This window comes from Aminobacter sp. MSH1 (assembly GCF_003071665.1).
GTDB classification, from domain to species: Bacteria; Pseudomonadota; Alphaproteobacteria; order Rhizobiales; family Rhizobiaceae; genus Aminobacter; species Aminobacter niigataensis.
The window spans coordinates 4,207,088-4,228,659 of sequence record NZ_CP026265.1; the positions used below are offsets into that span (position 1 = coordinate 4,207,088).

Genomic DNA, 21,572 nt, shown 5'->3' on the forward strand with positions numbered 1-21,572 from the left:
CTCCCTCGCGGACGGGCGCCTTTTTCATGTCAGTCCATATGTGCAGCCGGTGCACCGGCGGCGGCCTGCGCCTTCGGCTTGCGTAGCAGCAACGCCAGGGGGATGGCGCAGAGCGAGACGATCATCATCAGCTTGAAATCGTCGATGTAGGAAATCATCAGCGACTGGATGTTGACTAGGCCGTCGACCTGCGACAAGGCGGCCGGGTTGCCGGCGGCAGCGCCCGGCGACAGCGCCATCAGGTTGGGGTTGAAGAGCGTGATGTTGGCCGACAGCTCGGCGTGGTTGATCTGAACGTTACGTGTCAACAGCACCGTGACGATCGAGATGCCGATCGACGAGCCGATGTTGCGGACGAGGCTGAACAGGCTCGCGGCATCGGTCCGATGTCGCGGCTCCAGCGTCGCGAATGCCACCGTCGACAGCGGCACGAACACCAGGCCCAGCCCAAGCCCCTGGATCACGCCGGTCGAGACGATCAGGAAGGCGTCCATCTGTGGCGTGAAGCCGGTCATGTAGTAGAGCGAGATTGCCGTCAGCAGCAGGCCCGCGACAACCAGGTAGCGGTTGTCGACCAGCCGTACCAGGCGCCCGACGAGCAGCATCGCAACCATCGTGCCGACGCCGCGCGGCGCCATGACCAGGCCGGTGGTGATGGTGGGATAGCCATAGATGCGCGTCAGCATCGGCGGCAAGAGCGCCAGGCTGGCGAGCAGGATGACACCAATGACAAAGATGAACACCAGCCCGGTCACGAAATTGCGGTCGGTGAATATCTTGGGGTCGAGGAACGTATTCTTGGACGTCGCCATGTGCACGGCGAACACCCAGAAACCGGTGATGGCGAGCCCGAGCTCGATCCATATCTCGACAGCCGAGAACCAGTCGACTTCGCCGCCACGGTCGAGCATGAGCTGGAGCGCGCCAACGCCGAGCGACAGCATGGCGAAGCCGAAGAAATCGAAACCGCGCAGGCGTTTGACCACTGCCGGCAGATAGGCGGCCGAGCCCATGAAGGCGACGATGCCCACCGGCAGGTTGATGAAGAACACCCAGCGCCAGTTGAAGCTCTCGGTCAGCCAGCCGCCAAGCGTCGGGCCGATGATCGGGCCGACCATGATGCCGGCGCCCCACATGGCCATTGCCTGGCCGTGGCGTTCCTTGGGGTTGATGTCGAGCAGGAAGGTCTGGCTGAGCGGCACGATCGCCGCGCCGAACACGCCCTGCAGGACGCGGAACAGCACCATCGACTCCAGGCTCCAGGCTACGCCGCAGAGCATCGACATGATGGTGAAGCCGACCACCGAAACGAGGAACAGTTCCTTGCGGCCGAAGCGATCCGACATCCAGCCGGTCAGCGGCGTCATGATGGCGGCGGCGACGATGTAGGACGTCAGCACCCAGTTGATCGTGTCCTGGGAGGCGCCGAGGTCGCCGACCATCGAGGGCAGCGCGACGTTGGCGATGGTGGTGTCGAGCACCTGCATCACCGTCGCAAGCATGATGGCGACGGTGATCAATCCGCGATGCGGCACATCGGTGAGAGACTTTGCGGCTGCCTGGCTCATTCGACCAACCTTTGGGACCTTGTGGTCGTCAAGCGGCGACCGGAAAACCGGAGGGCCGGCCGCATATGGCGGCCGGCTCGATCCTGGACTTTATGCGCACCCTTGGTGGGGTGTTATTCCGCTGCCACCGCGTGGCCGAAGATGCTGCCAAAGCCGCGCGAGACACCGGTGTCGATCGACACGGTTGCGCTCATGCCCGTGCGCATGGCCAGCCCGCCGTCGGCGGTATCGACCTTGACGCGCACCGGAATGCGCTGGGTCACCTTGACCCAGTTGCCGGTGGCGTTCTGTGCCGGCAGCAGCGAGAATTCCGCGCCGGTGCCCGCGCCGATCGCCTCGACCGTGCCCCGGAAGGTACGGTCCGGATAGGTGTCGAGCACGATCTCCGCCTCCTGGCCCGGCTTGATATGGGTCAGCTGCGTTTCCTTGAAATTGGCCTCTACCCAGGTGTCGCCGGTCTCGACCAGGCTGAACAGTGCGGTTCCGGCGCCGACATACTGGCCGATCTTGAAGGATGCTGCCTGCGAGACCACGCCATCCGCGGGAGCACGCACCGTCGTCTGGGCCAGATCGAAAGCTGCCTTGTCGCGTGCTGCCAGCGACGACAGCACCGTGGGATGCTGGTCGGCCTCGATGTCCGGGTTGCCGCCGAGCGCCGCCTTGGCGCTGACGATGCCCTGCACGGCAGCGCTGTGCTGTTCCTGGGCCTTGTCGAGGTCCATGCGGGCCTCGTCCAGGGACGACTTGGTGTTCACGCCCTTGGTGACGAGCCCGTTGCTGCGATCGAACTGCGCCTGGGCGTAATCGAGACCGCTGGCCGCTACACGCTCCTGTGCCACGGCCTGGCTATAGCCGGCACGAAGCTGCTCGACATTGAGCCGTGCAGCCGCAAGTGCGGCATCGGCCTGGGCCAGCGCGATCCGGTAAGGCTCGGGATCGACCTGGAACAGCTCGTCGCCAGCCTTCACGGCAGTATTGTCGGCGACGTCGACCTTGACGATCCGACCGGCCGCCTCCGAGGCAATGTTCACCCTGGCCTGGCGCAGATTGGCGTTTTCGGTTTCCTGATAGCGGCCGCCGGTCACCCAGAAATAGCCGCCACCGACCACCAAGGCCAATGGCAGTGCAGCCATCAGCATCAAGCGTCCACGCTTCTTCGGCGCCGGTGCGGGCGCTGCCGGCGGAAGCTGGCTTGCCGCCGCGAGTTCGACCTTTGCGCTGTCTTCGTTCACTTTCGCCACCGCGTTCATTTCGTCTTCTCTCTCAAACAATTCGCATCGGCGGGTTCGCCCGCGGAAAGGTTGTCGACTATGGTACGCAAGGCATGGACCGTGGCGAGGCGCTCTTCGTCGGAAAGTCCGCTCAGCGCTCGCTCGTAGACCTCACCCGCAACGGCCTTGACCTTGGAAAAGGCCTCAAGTGCCCTTTCGGTAGGGAAAATCATGCGCACACGCCTATCGGAGGCGCCTTGCCGGCGCTCGATCCAGCCGCCCGCCTCCATGCGGTCCAGCAGCCGCGACACGCTGATCGGCTCGATTTCGAGAAGTTCGGCAAGGCGCGCCTGCGCCACACCCTCATCCTTGACCAGCCTGACGAGCAGTCGCCATTGCGCTGCCGACAGCCCGAACTCACTGCCGCGCTGCTCGAAATTGCGCCGTATCAGGCGCGCCGCGTCATGGATGAGGAAACCCAGCCTTTCGGTACCGTCATTTTTCATGAGCGGCATATATTATAAGCATGCTTACCATTCAAGGACTAATGTTACGCCTGGCATAGGCGCCCGCGCGACGATTAGGCCCCTGTTAATCACGGCCGCACATCGTTTGCGAAAAGGACCACACGCCACGGGACCGATTGCATGCAAAACCCGCCGCCGAACCGGCGCTATCTCCTGAAAGCCCTTGCCGGCATGGGCGTCTTGGCACCCTTGCCGCTCTGGGCCGCGCCTCTGCCGACGGTGGAGGAAGTCGCCTTCGACCCCGACATCCCTGCGCTGGGCAATCCGGATGGCAACGTCACCGTCGTCGAGTATACGGACTACCAGTGCCCCTACTGCAAGCTGAGTTACATCGAACTGTCGAAAGTAATGGCCGAGGACGGCAACATTCGACTCGTGCTCCGCGACTGGCCGATCTTCGGGCAGGTTTCCCGCAACGCAGCGCTCCTGACGCTGGCGTCGCACAGCCAGGGGCGTTACGCCGAGGCCGTGAAGACGCTGATGACGGCCAACGAGCGCCTGACCTTTCGCAGCACCGCCAATCTTCTCAGCGATGCCGGCATCGACGTCGAGTTGGCCCGGAACGAACTCGGCGCGCGACAGGATATCTTCGTCAGCCTGCTGACGCGAACCGAAGAGCAGGCCAAAGCCTTCCAGCTCAAGGGCACCCCTGGCTTCCTGATCGGCAAGTCGCTGTACAAGCGTGGCATGACGGCCGACGACTTCCGCAAGGCCATCGCCCAGGCACGCGCCTAATTCGCCGAAATCTGGCTGTCGTGAAGCTGTCGTTCCCTTGACAGTAAAAGGGCGACAGACTATCTCACCGTCACGTTAGCACTCGCCTGAAGTGAGTGCTAACCAAGTCCGGCCAGACCGGACCGAGGGTTCTCAACAGTTCACCGAGGAAGTTCAAATGGCAAAGTCGAAGTTCCGCCCGCTTCATGACCGCGTGGTCGTTCGCCGGGTCGAATCCGAATCCAAGACCGCCGGCGGGATCATCATCCCCGATACGGCCAAGGAAAAGCCGCAGGAAGGCGAAATCGTCGCCGTCGGCTCTGGCGCTCGCGATGAAGCCGGCAAGCTCGTTCCGCTGGACGTCAAGGCTGGCGACCGCGTGCTGTTCGGCAAGTGGTCGGGCACCGAAGTGAAGCTCAATGGCGAAGACCTTCTGATCATGAAGGAATCCGACATCATGGGCATCATCGGCTAATCGCCACCCATCCGCACCATCCAATCTGAAATTCGGGCCTCCAAGGCCCATCGAGGAGCTTAAAATGGCTGCCAAGGAAGTAAAATTCTCCCGCGACGCCCGCGAGCGCATGCTGCGCGGTGTCAACATCCTCGCCGACGCGGTCAAGGTGACCCTCGGCCCCAAGGGCCGCAACGTCGTCATCGACAAATCGTTCGGCGCCCCGCGCATCACCAAGGACGGCGTCACCGTCGCCAAGGAAATCGAGCTTGAAGACAAGTTCGAGAACATGGGCGCGCAGATGGTCCGCGAAGTTGCTTCGAAGACCAACGACATTGCCGGCGACGGCACCACGACCGCGACCGTTCTGGCCCAGTCGATCGTTCAGGAAGGCCACAAGGCCGTTGCCGCCGGCATGAACCCGATGGACCTGAAGCGCGGCATCGACCTGGCCGTGGCTGAAGTCGTCACCCACCTCGTCAAGAGCTCGAAGAAGATTAAGACTTCGGAAGAAGTCGCGCAGGTCGGCACCATCTCGGCAAACGGCGAGAAGGAAATCGGCTCGATGATCGCGGAAGCGATGCAGAAGGTCGGCAACGAAGGCGTCATCACGGTTGAAGAAGCCAAGACCGCCGAGACCGAGCTTGAAGTCGTCGAAGGCATGCAGTTCGACCGCGGCTACCTCAGCCCCTACTTCGTCACCAACCCCGACAAGATGGTTGCTGACCTCGAAGACGCCTACATCCTCCTGCACGAGAAGAAGCTGTCGAACCTCCAGGCCATGCTGCCGGTCCTCGAGGCCGTCGTGCAGACCTCGAAGCCGCTGCTCATCATCTCGGAAGACGTCGAAGGCGAGGCTCTGGCCACGCTCGTCGTCAACAAGCTGCGTGGCGGCCTGAAGATCGCTGCCGTCAAGGCTCCGGGCTTCGGCGATCGCCGCAAGGCCATGCTGGAAGACATCGCCATCCTGACCGGTGGCCAGGTCATCTCCGAAGACCTCGGCATCAAGCTCGAGAACGTCGGCCTCAACATGCTCGGCCGCGCCAAGAAGGTGTCGATCTCCAAGGAGAACACCACCATCGTCGACGGCGCCGGCAAGAAGGCAGAGATCCAGGGCCGCGTCGCCCAGATCAAGCAGCAGATCGAAGAGACCACGTCGGACTACGACAAGGAGAAGCTGCAGGAACGTCTCGCCAAGCTGGCAGGCGGCGTTGCCGTCATCCGCGTCGGCGGTGCGACCGAGATCGAGGTCAAGGAGCGCAAGGACCGCGTCGACGACGCGCTGAACGCAACCCGCGCCGCTGTTGAAGAAGGCATCGTTCCTGGCGGTGGCGTGGCTCTGCTGCGCGCTTCGCTCGCCATCAAGGCGACCGGCGAGAACTCCGACCAGGCCGCCGGCATCAACATCGTCCGTCGCGCTCTGCAGGCTCCGGCCCGCCAGATCGCTTCGAACGCTGGTGCCGAGGCTTCGATCGTTGCCGGCAAGATCCTCGAGAACAAGACGGCTACCTTCGGCTACAACGCCCAGACCGGCGAATACGGCGACATGATCGCCTTCGGTATCGTCGATCCGGTCAAGGTCGTTCGTACCGCTCTGCAGGACGCAGCTTCGGTTGCCGGCCTGCTCGTCACCACCGAAGCCATGATCGCCGAAGCTCCGAAGAAGGACTCGGCTGGCGGCGGCATGCCTGGCGGCATGGGCGGCGGCGGCATGGGCGGCATGGGCGGCATGGATTTCTAATCCAGCCATCTGGCTCAAGCTTACGGAAAGGGCGCCTTCGGGCGCCCTTTTTCTTTGCGTCAAAGATTCCAGAAGAAATTTACAATCAGGCGGAACCTTTTCCGGATGTCGACGTTTTGAACCTGTCCGAGGCACGTCCGGATGGAGCAATCCTGAAGGAAAACCAAAGGACAAATAGGACGCCTCCAGCACTTCAACAGGTGCGGGAGGCGTTCTCTATTGTGCCTGTGAACGGCCAGCTTTGTGCCTGGAGCGATCAGCGCGTGCCAGATGCCATCGCCAGCGGTTCGCGAACACCCGCCGACATGCGGATCTCGGCGACAGCCCTTTGCAGCGGGCCATTGACCCGAAGTGCTTCGCGGCCGGCCGCGATCGTCAGGTCGACCTGATCGACCGGCAAGCTCAACCGTGTCGGCACGCGGTTGAGCTTGGCCTGCTGCGACGGGTCGAGATCGCCGAACGAAAGGTGCTCGACCACCAACTGCACATCCCTGCAATTCCAGCCGGCCAAGGTGCCGCGGTGACGCCGCACTGCTTCGGCAGACAGGCCGCATCGATAACGGATGAGTTCGCCACGCCATTCGCCGACAGCGAATGTGAGCGCGTCGAGCTGGTCGCGCACCAAGGCCGCCATTGTCGTCTCGGTGACCGCTTCGAGCAGATTGCCAAGCCTTGGGCCCCTGATCGTGTCGCCCCAGTTGACCTCTGCAGCGCGGCCGGCGTCCGCCACGATGAACAGCAGCTTGCGCAGCTTGACCGCGGCAGCCGGCGAAAGCGGGCCGTAGGGCGTGCCGGCGGCTGAACGCTCGATGGTAAAGCCGGTGATGCCGAGATTGTCGGTCAGCCCGCCGTCGAGCAGCTTGACGTAATCCAGGCTGTCGGTCTCGTGGTAGGACCGGATGGCGCCGGCATAGGCCTTGAGCCTGACCGATGCATCGGGATCGGCGAGCGCCCGGCTCAGCCATTCCGGCTGGCGGTAGCCGCAATCCGGCTTGAGGGCCGAAACAACGACCGGAGCGAAGACGACGGGTACGGCGGCCGAAGCCGCAACGGCGTCGGCAAGCCGGACCTTGTCCAGATCGCTGCACAGGGCGGCGAAGGTGTCATAGGTAAACAAGAACGGCGTGCGATTGTAGATGTCGGAAGCATTGATCCAGACGATCGGGCCATCCGGCCGCCTGAAATCCTCATAGGTCGCGCCGTTGAAGAGATTGTCGTCGAGCCATTTGGCAAAGCCATTGCGGTCGTTGACCCCGCCATTGAGCGCGCGGATCAGGTTTACCGGCGACAGAGTCGACTTCCTGAGATTGGCTTCGGCATTCTGGATGAGGAATTTTTCGCGGAAGTCGCGATAGTCGTCCCTGCCCTTGTAGCCGAAATAGGATGCGGCGACCGCGCCGCCCGAGGCACCCGAAATCATGCGTATGTCGTCGGCGAGGCTGCGCCTGACCGGGGTCTCGTCGATGACCATGTCGTCGAGTTCGCGCAGCACGCCATAAGCGAAGGCCGCAGCGCGCGTGCCGCCGCCGGAGAACGCCAGCCCGACCACAGTCGAGCCGTCGTCGCCGGGATCGGGGATGAACTCCGGCGATGCAAGCCCGACCTGCGAAGTGAGGACATTTATCGGGCCGACATCGTCCGCGACGCAGCCCGCGGACAACAGACCTGCAGCGATCGCAAGGACACGACCAAATGCCAATCGCATGCAACTCCCCCTTGGCACTCGATTTCCGCCTGAACCTAACCGGATCGATATGCCCTCGCAACGGATCGGCGGCCGGAACCCTTGGCGGTTCCGGGCGTTGAAGGTCGCACCAGCCACAGGAGATGCGAAATGGTGAACAAGGACCAGGTCAAGGGCGTTGCCAAGCAGGTTGCCGGCTCCGTCAAGGAAGCAGCAGGCAAAGCCAGCGGCAACAAGGAAACCCAGGCCAAGGGCACCGCCGAGAAGATCGTCGGCAAGGTGCAGAAGGCCTATGGCGATACCAAAGAGAAGTTCAAGAAGGCGCTGTGAACCACGCGCACCGATAGGAAACGAGGCGGCTGGGCCGCCTTTTTTCATGCCCGGAGCGTTACAGCTGAAATGACTTCCAACTTGAACCGATTAGCTTTCCCGACCGGACCATTCTCCGCTTGATGCCTTGGGTGCAACGCGATAGGCCGTTGCCCGCAACGACATTTTCGGAGACCTGATCGTGACAGCCCAGAAGACCAGAACCGAGACCGACACCTTCGGACCGATCGAGGTCGCTTCCGACCGCTATTGGGGCGCGCAGGCGCAGCGCTCTCTGGGCAATTTCAAGATCGGCTGGGAAAAGCAGCCGCTCTCCGTCGTGCGCGCACTGGGCATCGTCAAGCGCGCCTGCGCCGAAGCGAACATGGCGCTTGGCCGCCTCGACCCCAAGGTCGGCAACACCGTGGTGGCAGCCGCCCAGGAAGTCATCGACGGCAAGCTCAACGACCATTTCCCGCTCGTCGTCTGGCAGACCGGCTCGGGCACGCAGTCGAACATGAACGCCAACGAGGTGATCTCCAACCGCGCCATCGAAATGCTGGGCGGCGAGATGGGCTCGAAGAAGCCGGTCCATCCCAATGACCACGTCAACATGAGCCAGTCGTCGAACGACACCTACCCGACGGCCATGCATATCGCCTGCGCCGAGCGCATCGTCCACGACCTCTTGCCGGCGCTGAAGCACCTGCATGCCGCCCTCGACAAGAAGGCACGCGAATTCGACCATATCATCAAGATCGGCCGCACCCACACCCAGGATGCAACGCCGCTGACGCTGGGCCAGGAATTCGGCGGCTATGCCGCGCAGGTCGCCTCGTCGATCAAGCGCATCGAACTGACACTGCCGGGCCTGCAGGAACTGGCCCAGGGCGGCACCGCGGTCGGCACAGGCCTCAACGCGCCGATCGGCTTTGCCGAGAAGGTGGCCGAGCAAATCGCGGCCATCACCGGCCTGCCTTTCGTCACAGCGCCGAACAAGTTCGAAGCGCTTGCCGCACACGACTCGATGGTCTTCTCGCACGGCGCCATCAACGCGGCCGCCGCCTCCCTGTTCAAGATCGCCAACGACATCCGCTTCCTCGGCTCGGGCCCGCGTTCGGGCCTCGGCGAGCTGGCGCTGCCCGAAAACGAACCCGGCTCGTCGATCATGCCGGGCAAGGTCAACCCGACCCAGTGCGAGGCGCTGACCCAGGTCTGCGTCCAGGTCTTCGGCAACAACGCAGCACTTACCTTTGCCGGCAGCCAGGGCCATTTCGAACTCAACGTCTACAACCCCGTCATGGCCTACAACTTCCTGCAATCGGTGCAGTTGATGGCGGACGCTGCGGTCTCGTTCACCGACAACTGCGTCGTCGGCATCGAGGCGCGCGAGGACAACATCAAGGCTGCCCTCGACCGTTCGCTGATGCTGGTCACCGCCCTGGCGCCGACCATCGGCTACGACAACGCCGCCAAGATCGCCAAGACCGCGCACAAGAACGGCACCACGCTGCGCGAGGAGGCCCTCGCCACCGGCCTGGTCAGCGCCGAGGACTACGACCGCATCGTCCGTCCTGAGGACATGACCCGGCCGGGTTGAGGTACCCAGCGCAAATTCATTCCATTAGTGAACGATCTGTCGACACATTCGCACCTTTAGTGAACAGTCGAAATCCGTTAGGTGTGGGGCATCGAAATTCAACGGAGCCCCACCCCAATGTCCAACGCTTCCATCGCTTCTGAAAAGGCCGTCAGCGGCAACGCCTCGGCCCTTATCCTGGCAGGCCGCGTCCTGCTTTCGGTCATCTTCATCCTCGCCGGCTTTGCCAAGCTGACCGCCATTTCCGGCACCGCCGGCTGGTTTGCCAGCATCGGCCTGCCCGCTCCGACCGTAACGACGGTCGTTGTCGGCCTGGTTGAACTGGTCGGTGGCATCGCCGTCCTGGTCGGCTTCCAGACCCGCATCGCCGCCATCCTGCTCGGCGTGTTCACGCTGGCCGCTACTGCTATCGCCCACACCGACTTTGCCGATCAGGTCCAGATGATGTTCCTGCAGAAGAACCTGGCGATTGCCGGCGGCCTGTTCGTGCTCGCCGCCTTCGGCGCCGGCGCCCTGTCGATCGACGGCCGTCGCAGCTAAGTTTTATAAATTCCTCCCAAGGAATGGCCCGGGCTTGTCCCGGGCTTTTTTTGTGCCAACACTGCCGCGGCGCGATGTGATGACTTTGCAAGGATGCGGGCGCATTCTCGGCGAACCATCGAGGGTGCGCCAATGCTCGGGAACGCGTCGTTGCTGCTTGCGAGAATGCTGATTGCGGCACTGTTCGTACCGGCCGGCATCAGCACCTTGTCCAATGTCGCCAGCGCCGCCAGCTACTTTGCCGGACTTGGCTTTCCGCTGCCGACATTGTTCGCGTTGGGTGTCGGCCTGTTCGAGCTGATTGGCGGCGTGCTGGTCCTGGTCGGCTTCCAGACCCGCATCGCCGCGCCACTGCTTGCAGCGTTCGCGCTGTCTGCGGGTTTCATCGGCCACTACGGTCAGGGTGGCGACGACCCGGCACTGCTTTTCATGCACCAGCAGGCGCTGATGAAGGACATCGCCACGGCAGGCGGCTTGCTGGCGCTATCAGTGGCAGGCGCCGGGGCGATCTCGCTCGATCGCATGCTTCAACGCCAGGCTATTTGACCGAGGTACTTGGCCCGTCCTCGACCGCCAGCACCAGCTTGCGGCCGGTAACCTTGGCGAGTTGTGCCAGCCGGCCCGCAGGACGCTCGCCATAGAGCTGGCCAAATTCAGCAGGGATGACCAGCGCCAGCACGCCCCCGGCCCTATCTTCCCAGCGCAGCTTGGGCATGACGCCGGGCATCGAGGCAGAGAGCAGATAAACCACGCGCATCATCGCCCCGAGGATGCGCGCCCGTTCGAGATAGCGCGGCGTCGCCAGCTCCTTCAGTTCCGGCGCGAAGCTGTCGTTGAAGACGCCATCATGCCTGAACAGATTTGCCAGGGCCAGAAATGCACGTCCGGGATGGTCGACGCCGATGAACGAGGCGTGTGCGATGATGTTGAGCGACTGCCGGCCGCGATATTCGGGATGCGCGCGCCAGCCGATGTCGGCAAGCAGGCAGGCGGCATGGCGATATCGCGCCTCCTCCTCGGTCTCGTCGATGCCGAAGGCAGCGAAAGCCTGCTTGGTCCACTCGGTCAATTCACGGGCATGGCGCACCGAACGTGCGCGCAGGACCGCCAGTTCCTCGGCCGCCGAGATCAGTGGATCGGATCGACGTACTTCCTCATCGAGCAGCGAAAACAGAAAGCCCTCGCGCACGCCAAGTGCCGACACGACAATCTTCGATGGCTCCATCGCGGCGATGATTTCCTGAAGCACCACGGCACCATAAGGGAGCAACGTGCGGCGGTTTTTCGACACGCCCTCGATGCCCTTGAGCTTTTCGACGTCGCCGCGTGCCACCTGCTTGAGAAACGGGATCATGCTGGCGGGGTCGAGCTGGTAGTGATGCATCACCTCCAGCGGATAGTTGGTGACGCCCATGTGCAGCCGGGCGAGGTTTCGCCAGGTGCCGCCAACGGCATAGAAGGTCCTGCCTTGTCCGCCCTTGAGCAGTTTGGCACGCATCAGCTCGGTGCGGGCGATCTTGGCTGCCACGACGGGCGAACCCTTGGCCATGTCCTGGAGACGCAGTCCGCCCAGCGGAAGCGTGATGCCGTCGCCGATGTCCTCGCCTCTGACGTCGACCAGTTCGAGGCTGCCGCCGCCAAGATCGCCGGCGATGCCGTCGGCGGGGTGGAAGGCGGAGATCACGCCCAGCGCCGAGAAATGCGCTTCCTCGCGGCCAGTAAGCACCTGTATCTCGGTGCCGAGCACGCGTTCGGCACGCTCGATGAAATCAGGGCCGTTGATGGCCTCGCGGGCGGCAGCGGTCGCCAGCACATACATCTTCTCCGCGCCCGACTGCTCGGACAGCGCGCGAAAGCGCCGGAACTCTTCCATCGAGCGGGTCACGCCCTCCGGATCGAGCTTCCCAGTCGAGACGATGCCGCGGCCAAGGCCAGCCAACATCTTTTCGTTGAACAGAAGGGTCGGCGAGCGCGCCAGGCCCTCATAGACGACGAGACGTATGGAGTTCGAGCCGATATCGATGATCGACAGCGGTCGGCGGTCCTTGAGCCGGCCCTGCGAAAGCTCGGCCATCAGCTGGCCGCCGCCTCCGCCTTCTTGCGACGTTTGAACTGGGCGATGCGTTTGGGTGCATGGGACTTCAGCGCGTCACCCCGTCCGGACAGGCTCGGATTGGTCATGAAATATTCCTGCGCGTTGAATGGCTCTTCGCCCTCGTCCAGCGTCACCCGGCGCGAGGTACCATCCGCCAATACTTCGAAACTTTGCTGGTTGTCCATGATGTTTCCAAGCATCACCTGCCCAAGCACCTGCTCGTGGACGGTCGAATGCGTGGCGATCGGGATCATGCATTCGACACGGCGATCAAGGTTGCGCGGCATCAGATCAGCCGAGCTGATATAGACCACGGCTTCGTCCGAAGGCAGGCCGTGGCCGTTGCCGAAGCAATAGATGCGGCTGTGCTCGAGGAAGCGGCCGACGATCGACCTGACGCGGATGTTCTCCGACAGTCCGGGCACCTGCGGCCTCAGGCAACAGATGCCGCGTACGACGAGGTCGATCTCGACGCCGCTGCGGCTCGCGTCATAAAGCGCGTCGATCACGTCAGGATCGACGAGCGAGTTCATCTTCATCCAGATCTGTGCCGGCCGGCCTGCGCGGGCATGTTCGACCTCGTCGGCGATGTGCTTGAGGATGCGGCTGCGCAGCGTATAGGGCGACAAGGCGATGCACATCTCGTCCGCCGGCTCGGCGTAGCCGGTGATGAAGTTGAAGATCTGCGCCACATCGCGCGCGATCGCCGAATCGGTGGTGAAGAACGACAGGTCGGTGTAGATGCGCGCGGTGATCGGGTGGTAGTTTCCGGTGCCGAGATGGACGTAGTTGCGCAGGCGGCCGTCCTCGCGGCGGACCACCAGCGACATCTTGGCGTGGGTCTTGAGCTCCAGGAAGCCGAACACGACCTGCACGCCGGCGCGTTCGAGATCGCGCGCCCAGCGGATGTTGGCCTCCTCGTCGAAGCGAGCCTTGAGCTCGACCAGTGCGGTCACCGACTTGCCGGCCTCGGCGGCGTCGACAAGGGCGCGCACGATCGGGCTGTCGTTGGACGTGCGGTAGAGCGTCTGCTTGATCGCCACGACCTCGGGATCGATCGCTGCCTGGCGCAGGAACTGCACCACCACATCGAACGATTCGTAGGGGTGGTGGACGACGAAGTCCTTCTCACGGATCGCGGCGAAACAGTCGCCGCGATGCTCGCGGATGCGTTCGGGAAAGCGCGGATTGAAGGGCGGGAACTTCAGGTCGTCGCGCGGCACGGCGACGATCTCCGAAATCTGGCTGATGGCCAGCGGGCCGCTGAGGACGCTGATGCGGCTCGCCGAAACGCCCAGTTCGCCGGCAACGAAGTCGCGCAGTTGGGATGGCATCTGGCTGTCGAACTCAATGCGGATGACCGAGCCGCGCCGACGCCGCTTCAATGCGGTCTCGAACAGCCGCACAAGATCCTCGGATTCTTCCTCGACCTCGATATCGCTGTCCCGAATGATCTGGAACGTGCCCGATCCCTTGACCTCGTAGCCGGGGAAAAGCTTGCCTATGAACAGGTTCACCGTTTCCTCGATCGGGATGAAACGCACCGAGCGCTTGCGGTCCGGCAGCCTGATGTAGCGCTTCAGCGCCACCGGCAGGCGCAGCAGCGCCGTCATCTCCTCGCCGCTCTTGCGATGACGCAACTGCAGCGCGATCGAGAAGCCAAGATTGGGAATGAACGGGAACGGATGTGCCGGATCGATCGACAGCGGCGTCAGTACCGGGAAGATCTGCTCCATGAAGTGGTCCTCGAGCCACTTCCTTTCGTCCTTGCCGAGATCGGCCGCCGCTATGCTCTCGATACCCTCGAGCTTGAGCAGTTCCATCAGGCTCGACAGGCTCTTCTGCTGGTCTTCCTGAAGCCGTTCGACCTCGAGCAACAGCTGATTGAGCTGCTGCTCGGGGGTGCGCCCGTCGGCACTGCGGACGGTGATGCCTTCGCGCACCTGGCCGGCAAGACCGGCGACGCGGACCATGAAGAACTCGTCGAGATTGCCGGCCGAAATCGACAGGAAGCGGACGCGCTCCAGCAACGGATGGTTCGGGTTCTGCGATTGTTCGAGCACGCGCCGGTTGAACTGCAACCAGGAGAACTCCCGATTGACGAAGCGGTCGGGGTTACCGTCGATTGCGCCGGTCGGCGACTTGTCGTTGACGAAATCGGTATGGACCGGCTTCAACTGATTCATATGCAAACCTTCCCCACTGCCGCGTTCCGCCGCTTATCCGGCTCAACTTATCCTCTGACAGGCAATTGCGACAGTTTCATTTCAGCATCTTGCAAACCCGCCGCTTATGATACAAACGCTGTCGAATAACGGCGTCGCGCGCCCTGTGGACGCGCCAAAGACGCCATGGCATTCATGCGCGCAGTTCCTCAGAAGGGAAAAACACCATGGCCGGCGGCTCCATCCCCCACTTCCAGAACGATGCTGGACATGCCGTGATCGAAATCGGCGTGAAGGAATTCATGTGCGTGGGCGCCAACCCGCCCTTCGACCATCCGCATGTGTTCCTCGACATGGGTGCGGATGCCGAAAAGGTCTGCCCCTATTGCTCGACGCTCTATCGCTACTCGCCCAAGCTGAAGGCCACCGAGACGCTGCCGCAAGGCTGCCTCTACGTGGTCGACCGCGCAGCCTGACCCGCAAGCCGCGGTCATGCAATCGCGGCAGATAGTGGTTGCCGGAGCCGGCATTGCCGGGCTCACTGCAGCAATCGCCTTTGCAAGACACGGCTTTGGCGTTCGCGTTTTCGAACGCTCGCCGGCGCTTGAGGAAGTCGGCGCGGGGCTCCAGCTCTCCCCCAACGCAACCCGCATTCTCGACCGTCTTGGCGTGCTCGACCTGGTTAGCCCGTCGACCGTACGACCGGAGGCGGTGGTATTGCGCGATGCTGCAACCCTGAGCGAACGGGCGCGTGTGCCGCTGGGTGCTGCCGCAGAGCGCCGCTGGAAAGCCCCTTATCTGGTCGCCCACCGCGCCGACCTGCAGAGCGCGCTGCTCGCACGAGCGTCGGAAAGCCCATTGATCGAGATCGTGACGGACGCCACCGTCAGCGGAGTCGAGGCACAGGCAGGCGGCAACAGGATAACACTCACGCAAGCGGGCATCGTCTCCCACGAGCAGGCCGCGCTGCTGGTTGCAGCGGATGGCGTCTGGTCGTCGAGCCGGCGCCTTGTCGGCCCCAACGAAAAGAGCCGCTTCACCGGCGAACTGGCCTGGCGCACGACGCTTTCCGCCGATGGCGACGTCGGCCGGCATTTTGCCTCCCTGAGCTCCCCGGCCATGGTGACGACCTATCTTCACGCAGGCTTCCATCTCGTCGCCTACCCGATCCGGGCGGGGGCGGCGATCAACCTCGCCGCATTCACCCCGGGCAACTCGATAGCCGAGCAATGGTCGGGCGAGACCGATGCCAATGCGTTGAAACGCGCCATGCGCGGTACGGCTCCTGCTCTGTCCAGGCTGATCGACGAAGCCGGGCCATGGACGGTCTGGCCCTTGCACGCCGTCGACCCGACCCGGCCCTGGACCGCGCCAAGCGGCATCGCCCTTATCGGCGACGCCGCACACGCGATGACGCCCTTCGCCGCCCAGGGCGCGGCTATGGCGATCGAGGATGCGTTCACCCTGGCCGACGCCGTTGCCTCTGGACCCAACACTGCCAACGCATTGTCGCAGTGGGAGATGCTGCGGAAGCCGCGCGTGCGGAAAGTGGCGCGGCGCGGCGCGCTCAACCGCCTTGCCTGGCATGCCGCCGGGCCGGTGGCGATGGCACGCAACCTGTTCCTGAAGCTCAAGTCGCCGGACAGCCTCGCAGCCGACATGGATTGGCTTTACGGCTGGACCCCGCCCGGCTGGAAAGACGACGGCCGGTTGTAGAGGCCAAGAGACCAGTTGAGCGTCGCAGGCAGCGGGTTCCACCAGCCGGTCGTCAGTCCGGCCTGGCGCAAGGCAGCGGCTGTCCAGGTGTTGCAACCGGCAAGCGCGTTGAACTTGCCGTTGGCGTCGAAGAAGCCGTCATAGGCACCGTACGCAACGCCGGGAATGCGTTGAACGCCCGCACTGCCCCGCTCGAAGCTGCCGTCGATGAAATCGAGCAGGGAGGCAAAACCTGCCTCGCTGATGTCGAACCGGCTGACCGTGGGTTGCGGCAGCGCTATTTCGCCGGCCAGGTCGACATGCATCACCGAGTTGTCGAGCGTCAGCGCCGCAAGCACAGGCGCGGGCTTCAGCTCCGACCATGTCGGCGTGCCGATATAGAAGGCCTTGCTGCCCCAGCCGAACACCAGATAGCGCGCCGCCGGCAGGTCGGCCTGAATGCCGGCATCCAGCAGGAAGTCGAATTTTTCCAGCACGCCATCATCGATCGGCACAGCGATGTCAGTGTGGATCGGGTTGGTGAAAACGAGAATGTGGCGCGACGTTGCATCGCCTGCGGCAGCGCCGCCGAACAGCGGCCTCGGCACCAGGGTACCGAGCGCCACACCGGCGGCAACCAGCAGGGCAAGCATGCCTAGAAGACGTAATGCTCTTCGCAACGACTCTACATCCCCTGCTCTTTGCCGGTTCCAACAAAAAAGCCCGGCCGAAATACGACCGGGCTTAGCGGAATTTCCAGCCGAACCTAGTGCAGGATCTGGCTGAGGAAGAGCTTGGTGCGCTCGTGGCGCGGATTGTCGAAGAACTCGCCCGGCGTGTTCTCCTCGACGATCTGGCCCTGGTCCATGAAGATCACCCGGTTGGCGACCTTGCGGGCAAAACCCATCTCGTGGGTCACGCACAGCATGGTCATGCCCTCTTCGGCGAGCCCGACCATGGTCTCCAGCACTTCCTTGATCATCTCCGGATCGAGCGCCGAGGTCGGCTCGTCGAACAGCATGATGCGCGGGTTCATGCACAGCGACCGCGCAATCGCCACGCGCTGCTGCTGGCCGCCGGACAGCTGGCCCGGATACTTGTTGGCCTGCTCGGGGATCTTGACCCGGCGCAGGAAGTGCATCGCCTGCTCCTCGGCCTGCTTCTTCGGCGTCTTGCGCACCCAGATCGGCGCCAGCGTACAGTTCTCGAGGATGGTCAGGTGCGGGAACAGGTTGAAGTGCTGGAACACCATGCCGACTTCGCGACGGACCTCGTCGATCTTCTTGAGATCGTTGGTCAGTTCCTTGCCGTCGACGATGATCTTGCCCTTCTGATGCTCCTCCAGCCGGTTGATGCAGCGGATCATGGTCGACTTGCCCGAGCCGGACGGACCGCAGATGACGATGCGCTCGCCGCGCATGACCCTGAGATTGATGTCCTTCAGCACGTTGAACTCGCCATACCATTTGTGCATGCCGACGATGTCGATGGCGACATCGGTGTCCGAGATATGCATCTTCGCCCGATCAACCTTGATCTCGTCGGCGCTGACTGCGTTTTCGATGGCCATGGGCCGTTCCCTTTTGTTGTTCGTTATCGCTTATGCCCGGTGTCGAGCCGGCGCTCCATGAAAATAGAATAGCGCGACATGCCGAAGCAGAATATCCAAAAGACGAGGGCTGCGAAGACAAGCCCCGAAGCCGGAGTCTGCGGCGAAGCCCAGGCCGCATCGGAGAAGTTCTGGCGCACGACGCCGAGCAGGTCGAACATCGAGATGATGTAGACCAGACTGGTGTCCTTGAACATGCCGATGAAGGTGTTGACGATGCCGGGAATGACCAGCTTCAACGCCTGCGGCAGCACGATCAGGCCCATCTTCTGCCAGTAGCTGAGACCAAGCGAGTCGGCGCCCTCATATTGCCCCTTGGGTATGGCCTGCAGGCCGCCGCGCACGACTTCGGCCATGTAGGCCGAAGCGAACAGCGACACGCCGATCAGCGCGCGCAGGAACTTGTCGAACGAGACGCCCGCCGGCAGGAACAGCGGCAGCATGACGCTTGCCATGAACAGCACCGTGATCAGCGGTACGCCACGCACCGTCTCGATGAAGATGACGCAGAGCATCTTCACAACCGGCATCTTGGAGCGCCGACCGAGCGCAAGCAGGATGCCGAAAGGCAGTGAGACCACGATGCCGACAAAAGACAGCGTAAGCGTCACCAGCAGACCGCCCCAGAGCGGGGTCTCGACATGCGGCAAGCCAAACACGCCACCGATCAGCAGGAAGTAGGAAACGACCGGAAGCACCAGGAAGAACAGGACAGAATTGAGCCCCTTGCGCGGGATGCGTGGAACCAGCAGCGGCACCAGCAGCGCCACGAACATGATCGCCACCAGGATGACGCGCCAGCGCTCGTCCAGGGGATAACGGCCAAACATGAACTGGCCGAACTTTGCCTTGACAAACGCCCAGCAGGCGCCCGACCAGCCGTCGGGCTGGATGCCGCCCTGCGCCACGGTGGCGCAGAACGTTCGATCGGTGCCGGTCCACTGGGCATTTACGATGGCCCAGTTGAACAGCGGCGGGACGATCATCGCCACGATGAAAAACCCCACGATCGACAACACCGAATCAAACGGGTTGGCGAACAGGTTCTTGCGCATCCAGGCCAGCGGCCCACGCTCGCGAAGCGGCGCCGGCTGCGGCAGCGCCATTTCGGTGCGGACGTATCCGATATCTTGCGACATGCCCGCCTCCTACCTTTCCACCAGCGCCATCTTGGCGTTGAACCAGTTCATGAAGGCTGACGTGATCAGGCTGAGACCGAGATAGACGACCATCCAGATGACGACGATCTCGATAGCCTGGCCCGTCTGGTTGAGCACCGTGCCGCCGACCGCAACCAGGTCCGGATAGCCGATGGCGATCGCCAGAGACGAGTTCTTGGTCAGGTTGAGGAACTGGCTGGTCAGCGGCGGAATGACGATGCGCAGCGCCTGCGGCACCACCACCAGCCTGAGCGCCTGCGCGGACCTGAGGCCAAGTGCGGCGGACGCCTCGCTCTGTCCGCTGCTGACGCCCCGGATGCCCGCGCGGACGATCTCGGCGATGAAGGCTGCGGTATAAAACGACAAGGCAAGGTACAGCGACAGGAATTCCGGTTTGATTTGCAGGCCGCCGGTCAGGTTGAACGTCGACTTCTGCGGAAAGTCGAAGCTGAGCGGAAAGCCAGTCGCGACCAAGGCCAGGAACGGCAGGCCGACGATCAGCGCCAGCGACGTCCAAAACACGGGAAATGTCGCGCCCGTGGCCATTTGCCTTTGCTTGGCCCGCCGGGCGACGAACCAGGACATGGCAACGCCGAGCAGCAGCGCCACAGGGACCAGCATCGACCCGTCGCCCCAGACCAGCTTCGGAAAATAGAAGCCACGGCTATTGAGGAAGGAGCCGAAGGGCAGTTCGATGCTCTCCTTCGGCAGCGGCAGCACCGAAAGCACGCCGAAATACCAGAAGAAGATGACGAGCAGCGGCGGAATGTTGCGGAACAGCTCGACATAGACCGTGCAGATCTTGCGGATCAGCCAGTTGTGCGACAGCCGGCCGATGCCGATCAGGAAGCCCAGAATCGAAGCGGTGACGATGCCGGCGGCAGCCACAACCAAGGTGTTGATGAAGCCGACAAGCAAAGCGCGCCTGTAGGTCGAATCCGAATCGAAGGCGATCAGCGTATCGCTGACGTCGAATCCGGCGCGGCCGTTGAGAAAGGCGAAACCCGAAGCAATATTGGCGCGCTTCAGGTTTTCGACGGTATTTCCAATGATCCAGTAGACGAACGCCACAAGCGCAACGATCACGAGGACCTGGAAGAAGATGCCGCGCACCTTCGGATCGTAGAAAAGCGACGCGCGGCCGCCCCCTACGTCTTGGGGTATGTCCTGCGTAGCCATCGGAAGTCCCTCTGAAAGAGTAACCGGAAGGCAGAAGATCTGCCTTCCGGACGAGACTTCGGATCAGCGGATGGGCGGCGCGTACTGCAGTCCACCCTTGGTCCAGAGCGCATTGATGCCGCGGGCGATCTTCAGCGGGCTGCCCTGGCCGACATTGCGTTCAAAGACTTCGCCGTAGTTACCCACGGCCTTTACGATGTTGACGACCCAGTCGTTGCCGAGGCCGAGATCGGTACCGATCTTGGTGTCCGCTTCAGTTCCGAGGACGCGCTTGATCTCGGGATTGCCCGATGCCTTCATCTCCTCGACATTGGCCTGGGTGATGCCCAGTTCCTCGGCGGTCAGCAGACCGAAATAGACCCACTTGACGATGTGGTACCACTTGTCGTCGCCCTGGCGCACGGCAGGTCCGAGCGGCTCCTTGGAGATGATCTCGGGCAGCACGACGTGATCGTCGGGCGAGCTGAGCTTCAGGCGGATACCATAGAGACCCGACTGGTCAGTGGTGTAGACGTCGCAACGGCCGGCGTCATAGGCAGCGTCGACTTCTTCCAGCTTCTCGAAGACGACCGGGCTGTACTCCATCTTGTTCGCCTTGAAGTAGTCGGCGAGGTTGAGTTCGGTCGTCGTGCCGGTCTGCACGCAGACGGCGGCGCCCGACAGCTGGAGAGCGGAATTCACGCCCGGCAGCTTCTTGGCGTTGATCATGAAGCCCTGGCCGTCATAATAGGTGACGCCGACGAAGTTCAGGCCAAGTGCCGTATCGCGATTGATGGTCCAGGTGGTGTTACGCGACAGCATGTCGATTTCGCCCGACTGAAGTGCCGTGAAGCGCTCCTTGGCCGAAAGCGGCGTGAACTTGACCTTGGTGCCGTCGCCAAAGATCGCAGCAGCCACGGCGCGGCAGAAATCGACGTCCAGACCCTGCCAGTCACCCTTGTCGTTCGGCGCCGAAAAACCGGCCAGGCCGGTGCTGACGCCGCATTGCAGAAACCCCTTAGCCTTGACGTCCTCGAGCGTGCCGGCCGAAGCGGCAGTCGCCATAAGGCCGAGCGCAGCAGCCCCGAGAATGCCTGAAATGATGTATTTCATGACCCACGAACCCTTTTCTGTTTTTTCCAGGCTGTTGCCTGTCTTTTTAATGTGTGAACTCAGCATCCCCTATCCGGCCCATATCCGGATTGCGCACCTTGCCGGTGCGCTTTGCTGCAGTCCGGTTCACAAATGCCATCGAAGGCGATAATTCTTGTTAGGTCAAGCAATAAAGGCCTGCCGCCGCCGGCTCCGCCTTTAGTATTAGTCCGGCCTTGTCGCGCAGCTT

20 protein-coding genes are annotated in these 21,572 nt (G+C 62.9%); 9 read left to right on the forward strand and 11 right to left on the reverse strand.

The window, feature by feature from the left end; genetic code table 11:
- Positions 1-29 precede the first annotated feature (29 nt).
- The 3 genes from CO731_RS20705 to CO731_RS20715 all read right to left on the reverse strand — a co-directional run bounded on the left by CO731_RS20705 (position 30) and on the right by CO731_RS20715 (position 3,285).
- Positions 30-1,568 (reverse strand): DHA2 family efflux MFS transporter permease subunit, encoded by a 1,539-nt coding sequence (locus CO731_RS20705; protein ID WP_108608636.1) that lies wholly within the window; start codon positions 1,566-1,568, stop codon positions 30-32.
- Positions 1,569-1,681: 113 nt separating this feature from the next.
- Positions 1,682-2,818, reverse strand: a complete 1,137-nt coding sequence (locus tag CO731_RS20710) for an HlyD family secretion protein (RefSeq protein ID WP_108608637.1) — start codon at positions 2,816-2,818, stop codon at positions 1,682-1,684.
- The gene (locus tag CO731_RS20715) at positions 2,815-3,285 is read right to left on the reverse strand and encodes a MarR family transcriptional regulator (protein WP_183262399.1); all 471 of its coding nucleotides are present in this window, start codon (positions 3,283-3,285) and stop codon (positions 2,815-2,817) included. The genes CO731_RS20710 and CO731_RS20715 overlap by 4 nt, the downstream gene beginning before the upstream one ends.
- 141 nt (positions 3,286-3,426) lie before the next feature.
- Between CO731_RS20715 and CO731_RS20720 the strand changes: the two genes are divergently transcribed.
- From CO731_RS20720 to groL, 3 genes are all read left to right on the forward strand, one after another.
- A complete protein-coding gene (locus tag CO731_RS20720) occupies positions 3,427-4,041 on the forward strand; it encodes a thioredoxin domain-containing protein (protein ID WP_108608639.1) in 615 nt (204 codons plus the stop codon).
- 157 nt (positions 4,042-4,198) lie between these two features.
- Positions 4,199-4,495, forward strand: a complete 297-nt coding sequence (gene groES, locus CO731_RS20725; protein WP_018427182.1) for a co-chaperone GroES — start codon at positions 4,199-4,201, stop codon at positions 4,493-4,495.
- Positions 4,496-4,559: 64 nt separating this feature from the next.
- Positions 4,560-6,215: a chaperonin GroEL gene (gene groL / locus CO731_RS20730; RefSeq protein ID WP_108608640.1), complete on the forward strand. Its 1,656-nt coding sequence runs from the start codon at positions 4,560-4,562 to the stop codon at positions 6,213-6,215.
- A gap of 256 nt (positions 6,216-6,471) precedes the next feature.
- On the opposite strand, the gene CO731_RS20735 is transcribed toward groL, so the two are convergent.
- Positions 6,472-7,920: a patatin-like phospholipase family protein gene (locus CO731_RS20735; protein ID WP_108608641.1), complete on the reverse strand. Its 1,449-nt coding sequence runs from the start codon at positions 7,918-7,920 to the stop codon at positions 6,472-6,474.
- Positions 7,921-8,049: 129 nt separating this feature from the next.
- Between CO731_RS20735 and CO731_RS20740 the strand changes: the two genes are divergently transcribed.
- The 4 genes from CO731_RS20740 to CO731_RS20755 all read left to right on the forward strand — a co-directional run bounded on the left by CO731_RS20740 (position 8,050) and on the right by CO731_RS20755 (position 10,894).
- Positions 8,050-8,229, forward strand: coding sequence for a CsbD family protein (locus CO731_RS20740; protein WP_108608642.1), 180 nt, complete (start codon positions 8,050-8,052; stop codon positions 8,227-8,229).
- Between the two features lie 181 nt (positions 8,230-8,410).
- Positions 8,411-9,808, forward strand: coding sequence for a class II fumarate hydratase (gene fumC / locus CO731_RS20745; protein ID WP_055978863.1), 1,398 nt, complete (start codon positions 8,411-8,413; stop codon positions 9,806-9,808).
- A 117-nt stretch (positions 9,809-9,925) separates the two neighbouring features.
- Positions 9,926-10,348 (forward strand): DoxX family protein, encoded by a 423-nt coding sequence (locus CO731_RS20750; RefSeq protein ID WP_108608643.1) that lies wholly within the window; start codon positions 9,926-9,928, stop codon positions 10,346-10,348.
- A 132-nt stretch (positions 10,349-10,480) separates the two neighbouring features.
- On the forward strand, positions 10,481-10,894 hold the full coding sequence (locus CO731_RS20755; RefSeq protein ID WP_108608644.1) for a DoxX family protein: 414 nt from the start codon (positions 10,481-10,483) through the stop codon (positions 10,892-10,894).
- On the opposite strand, the gene ppx is transcribed toward CO731_RS20755, so the two are convergent.
- Complete coding sequence (ppx, locus tag CO731_RS20760; RefSeq protein ID WP_108608645.1) at positions 10,887-12,422, reverse strand: exopolyphosphatase; 1,536 nt, start codon at positions 12,420-12,422, stop codon at positions 10,887-10,889. The genes CO731_RS20755 and ppx overlap by 8 nt on opposite strands.
- Positions 12,422-14,629, reverse strand: a complete 2,208-nt coding sequence (locus CO731_RS20765; RefSeq protein WP_108608646.1) for an RNA degradosome polyphosphate kinase — start codon at positions 14,627-14,629, stop codon at positions 12,422-12,424. Before CO731_RS20765 ends, ppx begins: the two co-directional genes overlap by 1 nt.
- A 206-nt stretch (positions 14,630-14,835) precedes the next feature.
- Between CO731_RS20765 and CO731_RS20770 the strand changes: the two genes are divergently transcribed.
- Together CO731_RS20770 and CO731_RS20775 are read left to right on the forward strand one after the other, a co-directional pair.
- The gene (locus tag CO731_RS20770; protein ID WP_108608647.1) at positions 14,836-15,084 is read left to right on the forward strand and encodes a zinc-finger domain-containing protein; all 249 of its coding nucleotides are present in this window, start codon (positions 14,836-14,838) and stop codon (positions 15,082-15,084) included.
- A gap of 16 nt (positions 15,085-15,100) precedes the next feature.
- The gene (locus CO731_RS20775) at positions 15,101-16,324 is read left to right on the forward strand and encodes an FAD-dependent monooxygenase (protein ID WP_108608648.1); all 1,224 of its coding nucleotides are present in this window, start codon (positions 15,101-15,103) and stop codon (positions 16,322-16,324) included.
- On the opposite strand, the gene CO731_RS20780 is transcribed toward CO731_RS20775, so the two are convergent.
- The 5 genes from CO731_RS20780 to CO731_RS20800 form a co-directional block, all read right to left on the reverse strand.
- Positions 16,279-16,956 (reverse strand): TIGR02117 family protein, encoded by a 678-nt coding sequence (locus CO731_RS20780; protein WP_108608649.1) that lies wholly within the window; start codon positions 16,954-16,956, stop codon positions 16,279-16,281. The genes CO731_RS20775 and CO731_RS20780 overlap by 46 nt on opposite strands.
- A 113-nt stretch (positions 16,957-17,069) precedes the next feature.
- Positions 17,070-17,873 (reverse strand): amino acid ABC transporter ATP-binding protein, encoded by an 804-nt coding sequence (locus CO731_RS20785; RefSeq protein WP_055978835.1) that lies wholly within the window; start codon positions 17,871-17,873, stop codon positions 17,070-17,072.
- 23 nt (positions 17,874-17,896) lie between these two features.
- Positions 17,897-19,051 carry an amino acid ABC transporter permease gene (locus tag CO731_RS20790; RefSeq protein WP_108608650.1) on the reverse strand — a complete coding sequence of 385 codons (1,155 nt, stop codon included), beginning with the start codon at positions 19,049-19,051 and terminating at the stop codon, positions 17,897-17,899.
- Positions 19,052-19,060: 9 nt separating this feature from the next.
- On the reverse strand, positions 19,061-20,251 hold the full coding sequence (locus tag CO731_RS20795; RefSeq protein ID WP_108608651.1) for an amino acid ABC transporter permease: 1,191 nt from the start codon (positions 20,249-20,251) through the stop codon (positions 19,061-19,063).
- 63 nt (positions 20,252-20,314) lie between these two features.
- Positions 20,315-21,343 carry an amino acid ABC transporter substrate-binding protein gene (locus CO731_RS20800; RefSeq protein ID WP_055979263.1) on the reverse strand — a complete coding sequence of 343 codons (1,029 nt, stop codon included), beginning with the start codon at positions 21,341-21,343 and terminating at the stop codon, positions 20,315-20,317.
- Positions 21,344-21,572: the final 229 nt, after the last annotated feature.

Excerpts from the sequence above, each read along its gene's own strand:
- CO731_RS20735 (WP_108608641.1), bottom strand. The coding sequence starts at position 7,920 with ATGCGATTGGCATTTGGTCGTGTCCTTGCGATCGCTGCAGGTCTGTTG.
- CO731_RS20780 (WP_108608649.1), bottom strand. The coding sequence starts at position 16,956 with ATGCTTGCCCTGCTGGTTGCCGCCGGTGTGGCGCTCGGTACCCTGGTG.
- groES (WP_018427182.1), top strand. The coding sequence starts at position 4,199 with ATGGCAAAGTCGAAGTTCCGCCCGCTTCATGACCGCGTGGTCGTTCGC.
- CO731_RS20715 (WP_183262399.1), bottom strand. The coding sequence starts at position 3,285 with ATGAAAAATGACGGTACCGAAAGGCTGGGTTTCCTCATCCATGACGCG.
- CO731_RS20790 (WP_108608650.1), bottom strand. The coding sequence starts at position 19,051 with ATGTCGCAAGATATCGGATACGTCCGCACCGAAATGGCGCTGCCGCAG.
- CO731_RS20720 (WP_108608639.1), top strand. The coding sequence starts at position 3,427 with ATGCAAAACCCGCCGCCGAACCGGCGCTATCTCCTGAAAGCCCTTGCC.
- CO731_RS20755 (WP_108608644.1), top strand. The coding sequence starts at position 10,481 with ATGCTCGGGAACGCGTCGTTGCTGCTTGCGAGAATGCTGATTGCGGCA.
- CO731_RS20770 (WP_108608647.1), top strand. The coding sequence starts at position 14,836 with ATGGCCGGCGGCTCCATCCCCCACTTCCAGAACGATGCTGGACATGCC.
- CO731_RS20775 (WP_108608648.1), top strand. The coding sequence starts at position 15,101 with ATGCAATCGCGGCAGATAGTGGTTGCCGGAGCCGGCATTGCCGGGCTC.
- ppx (WP_108608645.1), bottom strand. The coding sequence starts at position 12,422 with ATGGCCGAGCTTTCGCAGGGCCGGCTCAAGGACCGCCGACCGCTGTCG.
- CO731_RS20740 (WP_108608642.1), top strand. The coding sequence starts at position 8,050 with ATGGTGAACAAGGACCAGGTCAAGGGCGTTGCCAAGCAGGTTGCCGGC.
- CO731_RS20710 (WP_108608637.1), bottom strand. The coding sequence starts at position 2,818 with ATGAACGCGGTGGCGAAAGTGAACGAAGACAGCGCAAAGGTCGAACTC.
- CO731_RS20765 (WP_108608646.1), bottom strand. The coding sequence starts at position 14,629 with ATGAATCAGTTGAAGCCGGTCCATACCGATTTCGTCAACGACAAGTCG.
- CO731_RS20785 (WP_055978835.1), bottom strand. The coding sequence starts at position 17,873 with ATGGCCATCGAAAACGCAGTCAGCGCCGACGAGATCAAGGTTGATCGG.
- groL (WP_108608640.1), top strand. The coding sequence starts at position 4,560 with ATGGCTGCCAAGGAAGTAAAATTCTCCCGCGACGCCCGCGAGCGCATG.
- CO731_RS20750 (WP_108608643.1), top strand. The coding sequence starts at position 9,926 with ATGTCCAACGCTTCCATCGCTTCTGAAAAGGCCGTCAGCGGCAACGCC.
- CO731_RS20800 (WP_055979263.1), bottom strand. The coding sequence starts at position 21,343 with ATGAAATACATCATTTCAGGCATTCTCGGGGCTGCTGCGCTCGGCCTT.
- CO731_RS20795 (WP_108608651.1), bottom strand. The coding sequence starts at position 20,251 with ATGGCTACGCAGGACATACCCCAAGACGTAGGGGGCGGCCGCGCGTCG.
- CO731_RS20705 (WP_108608636.1), bottom strand. The coding sequence starts at position 1,568 with ATGAGCCAGGCAGCCGCAAAGTCTCTCACCGATGTGCCGCATCGCGGA.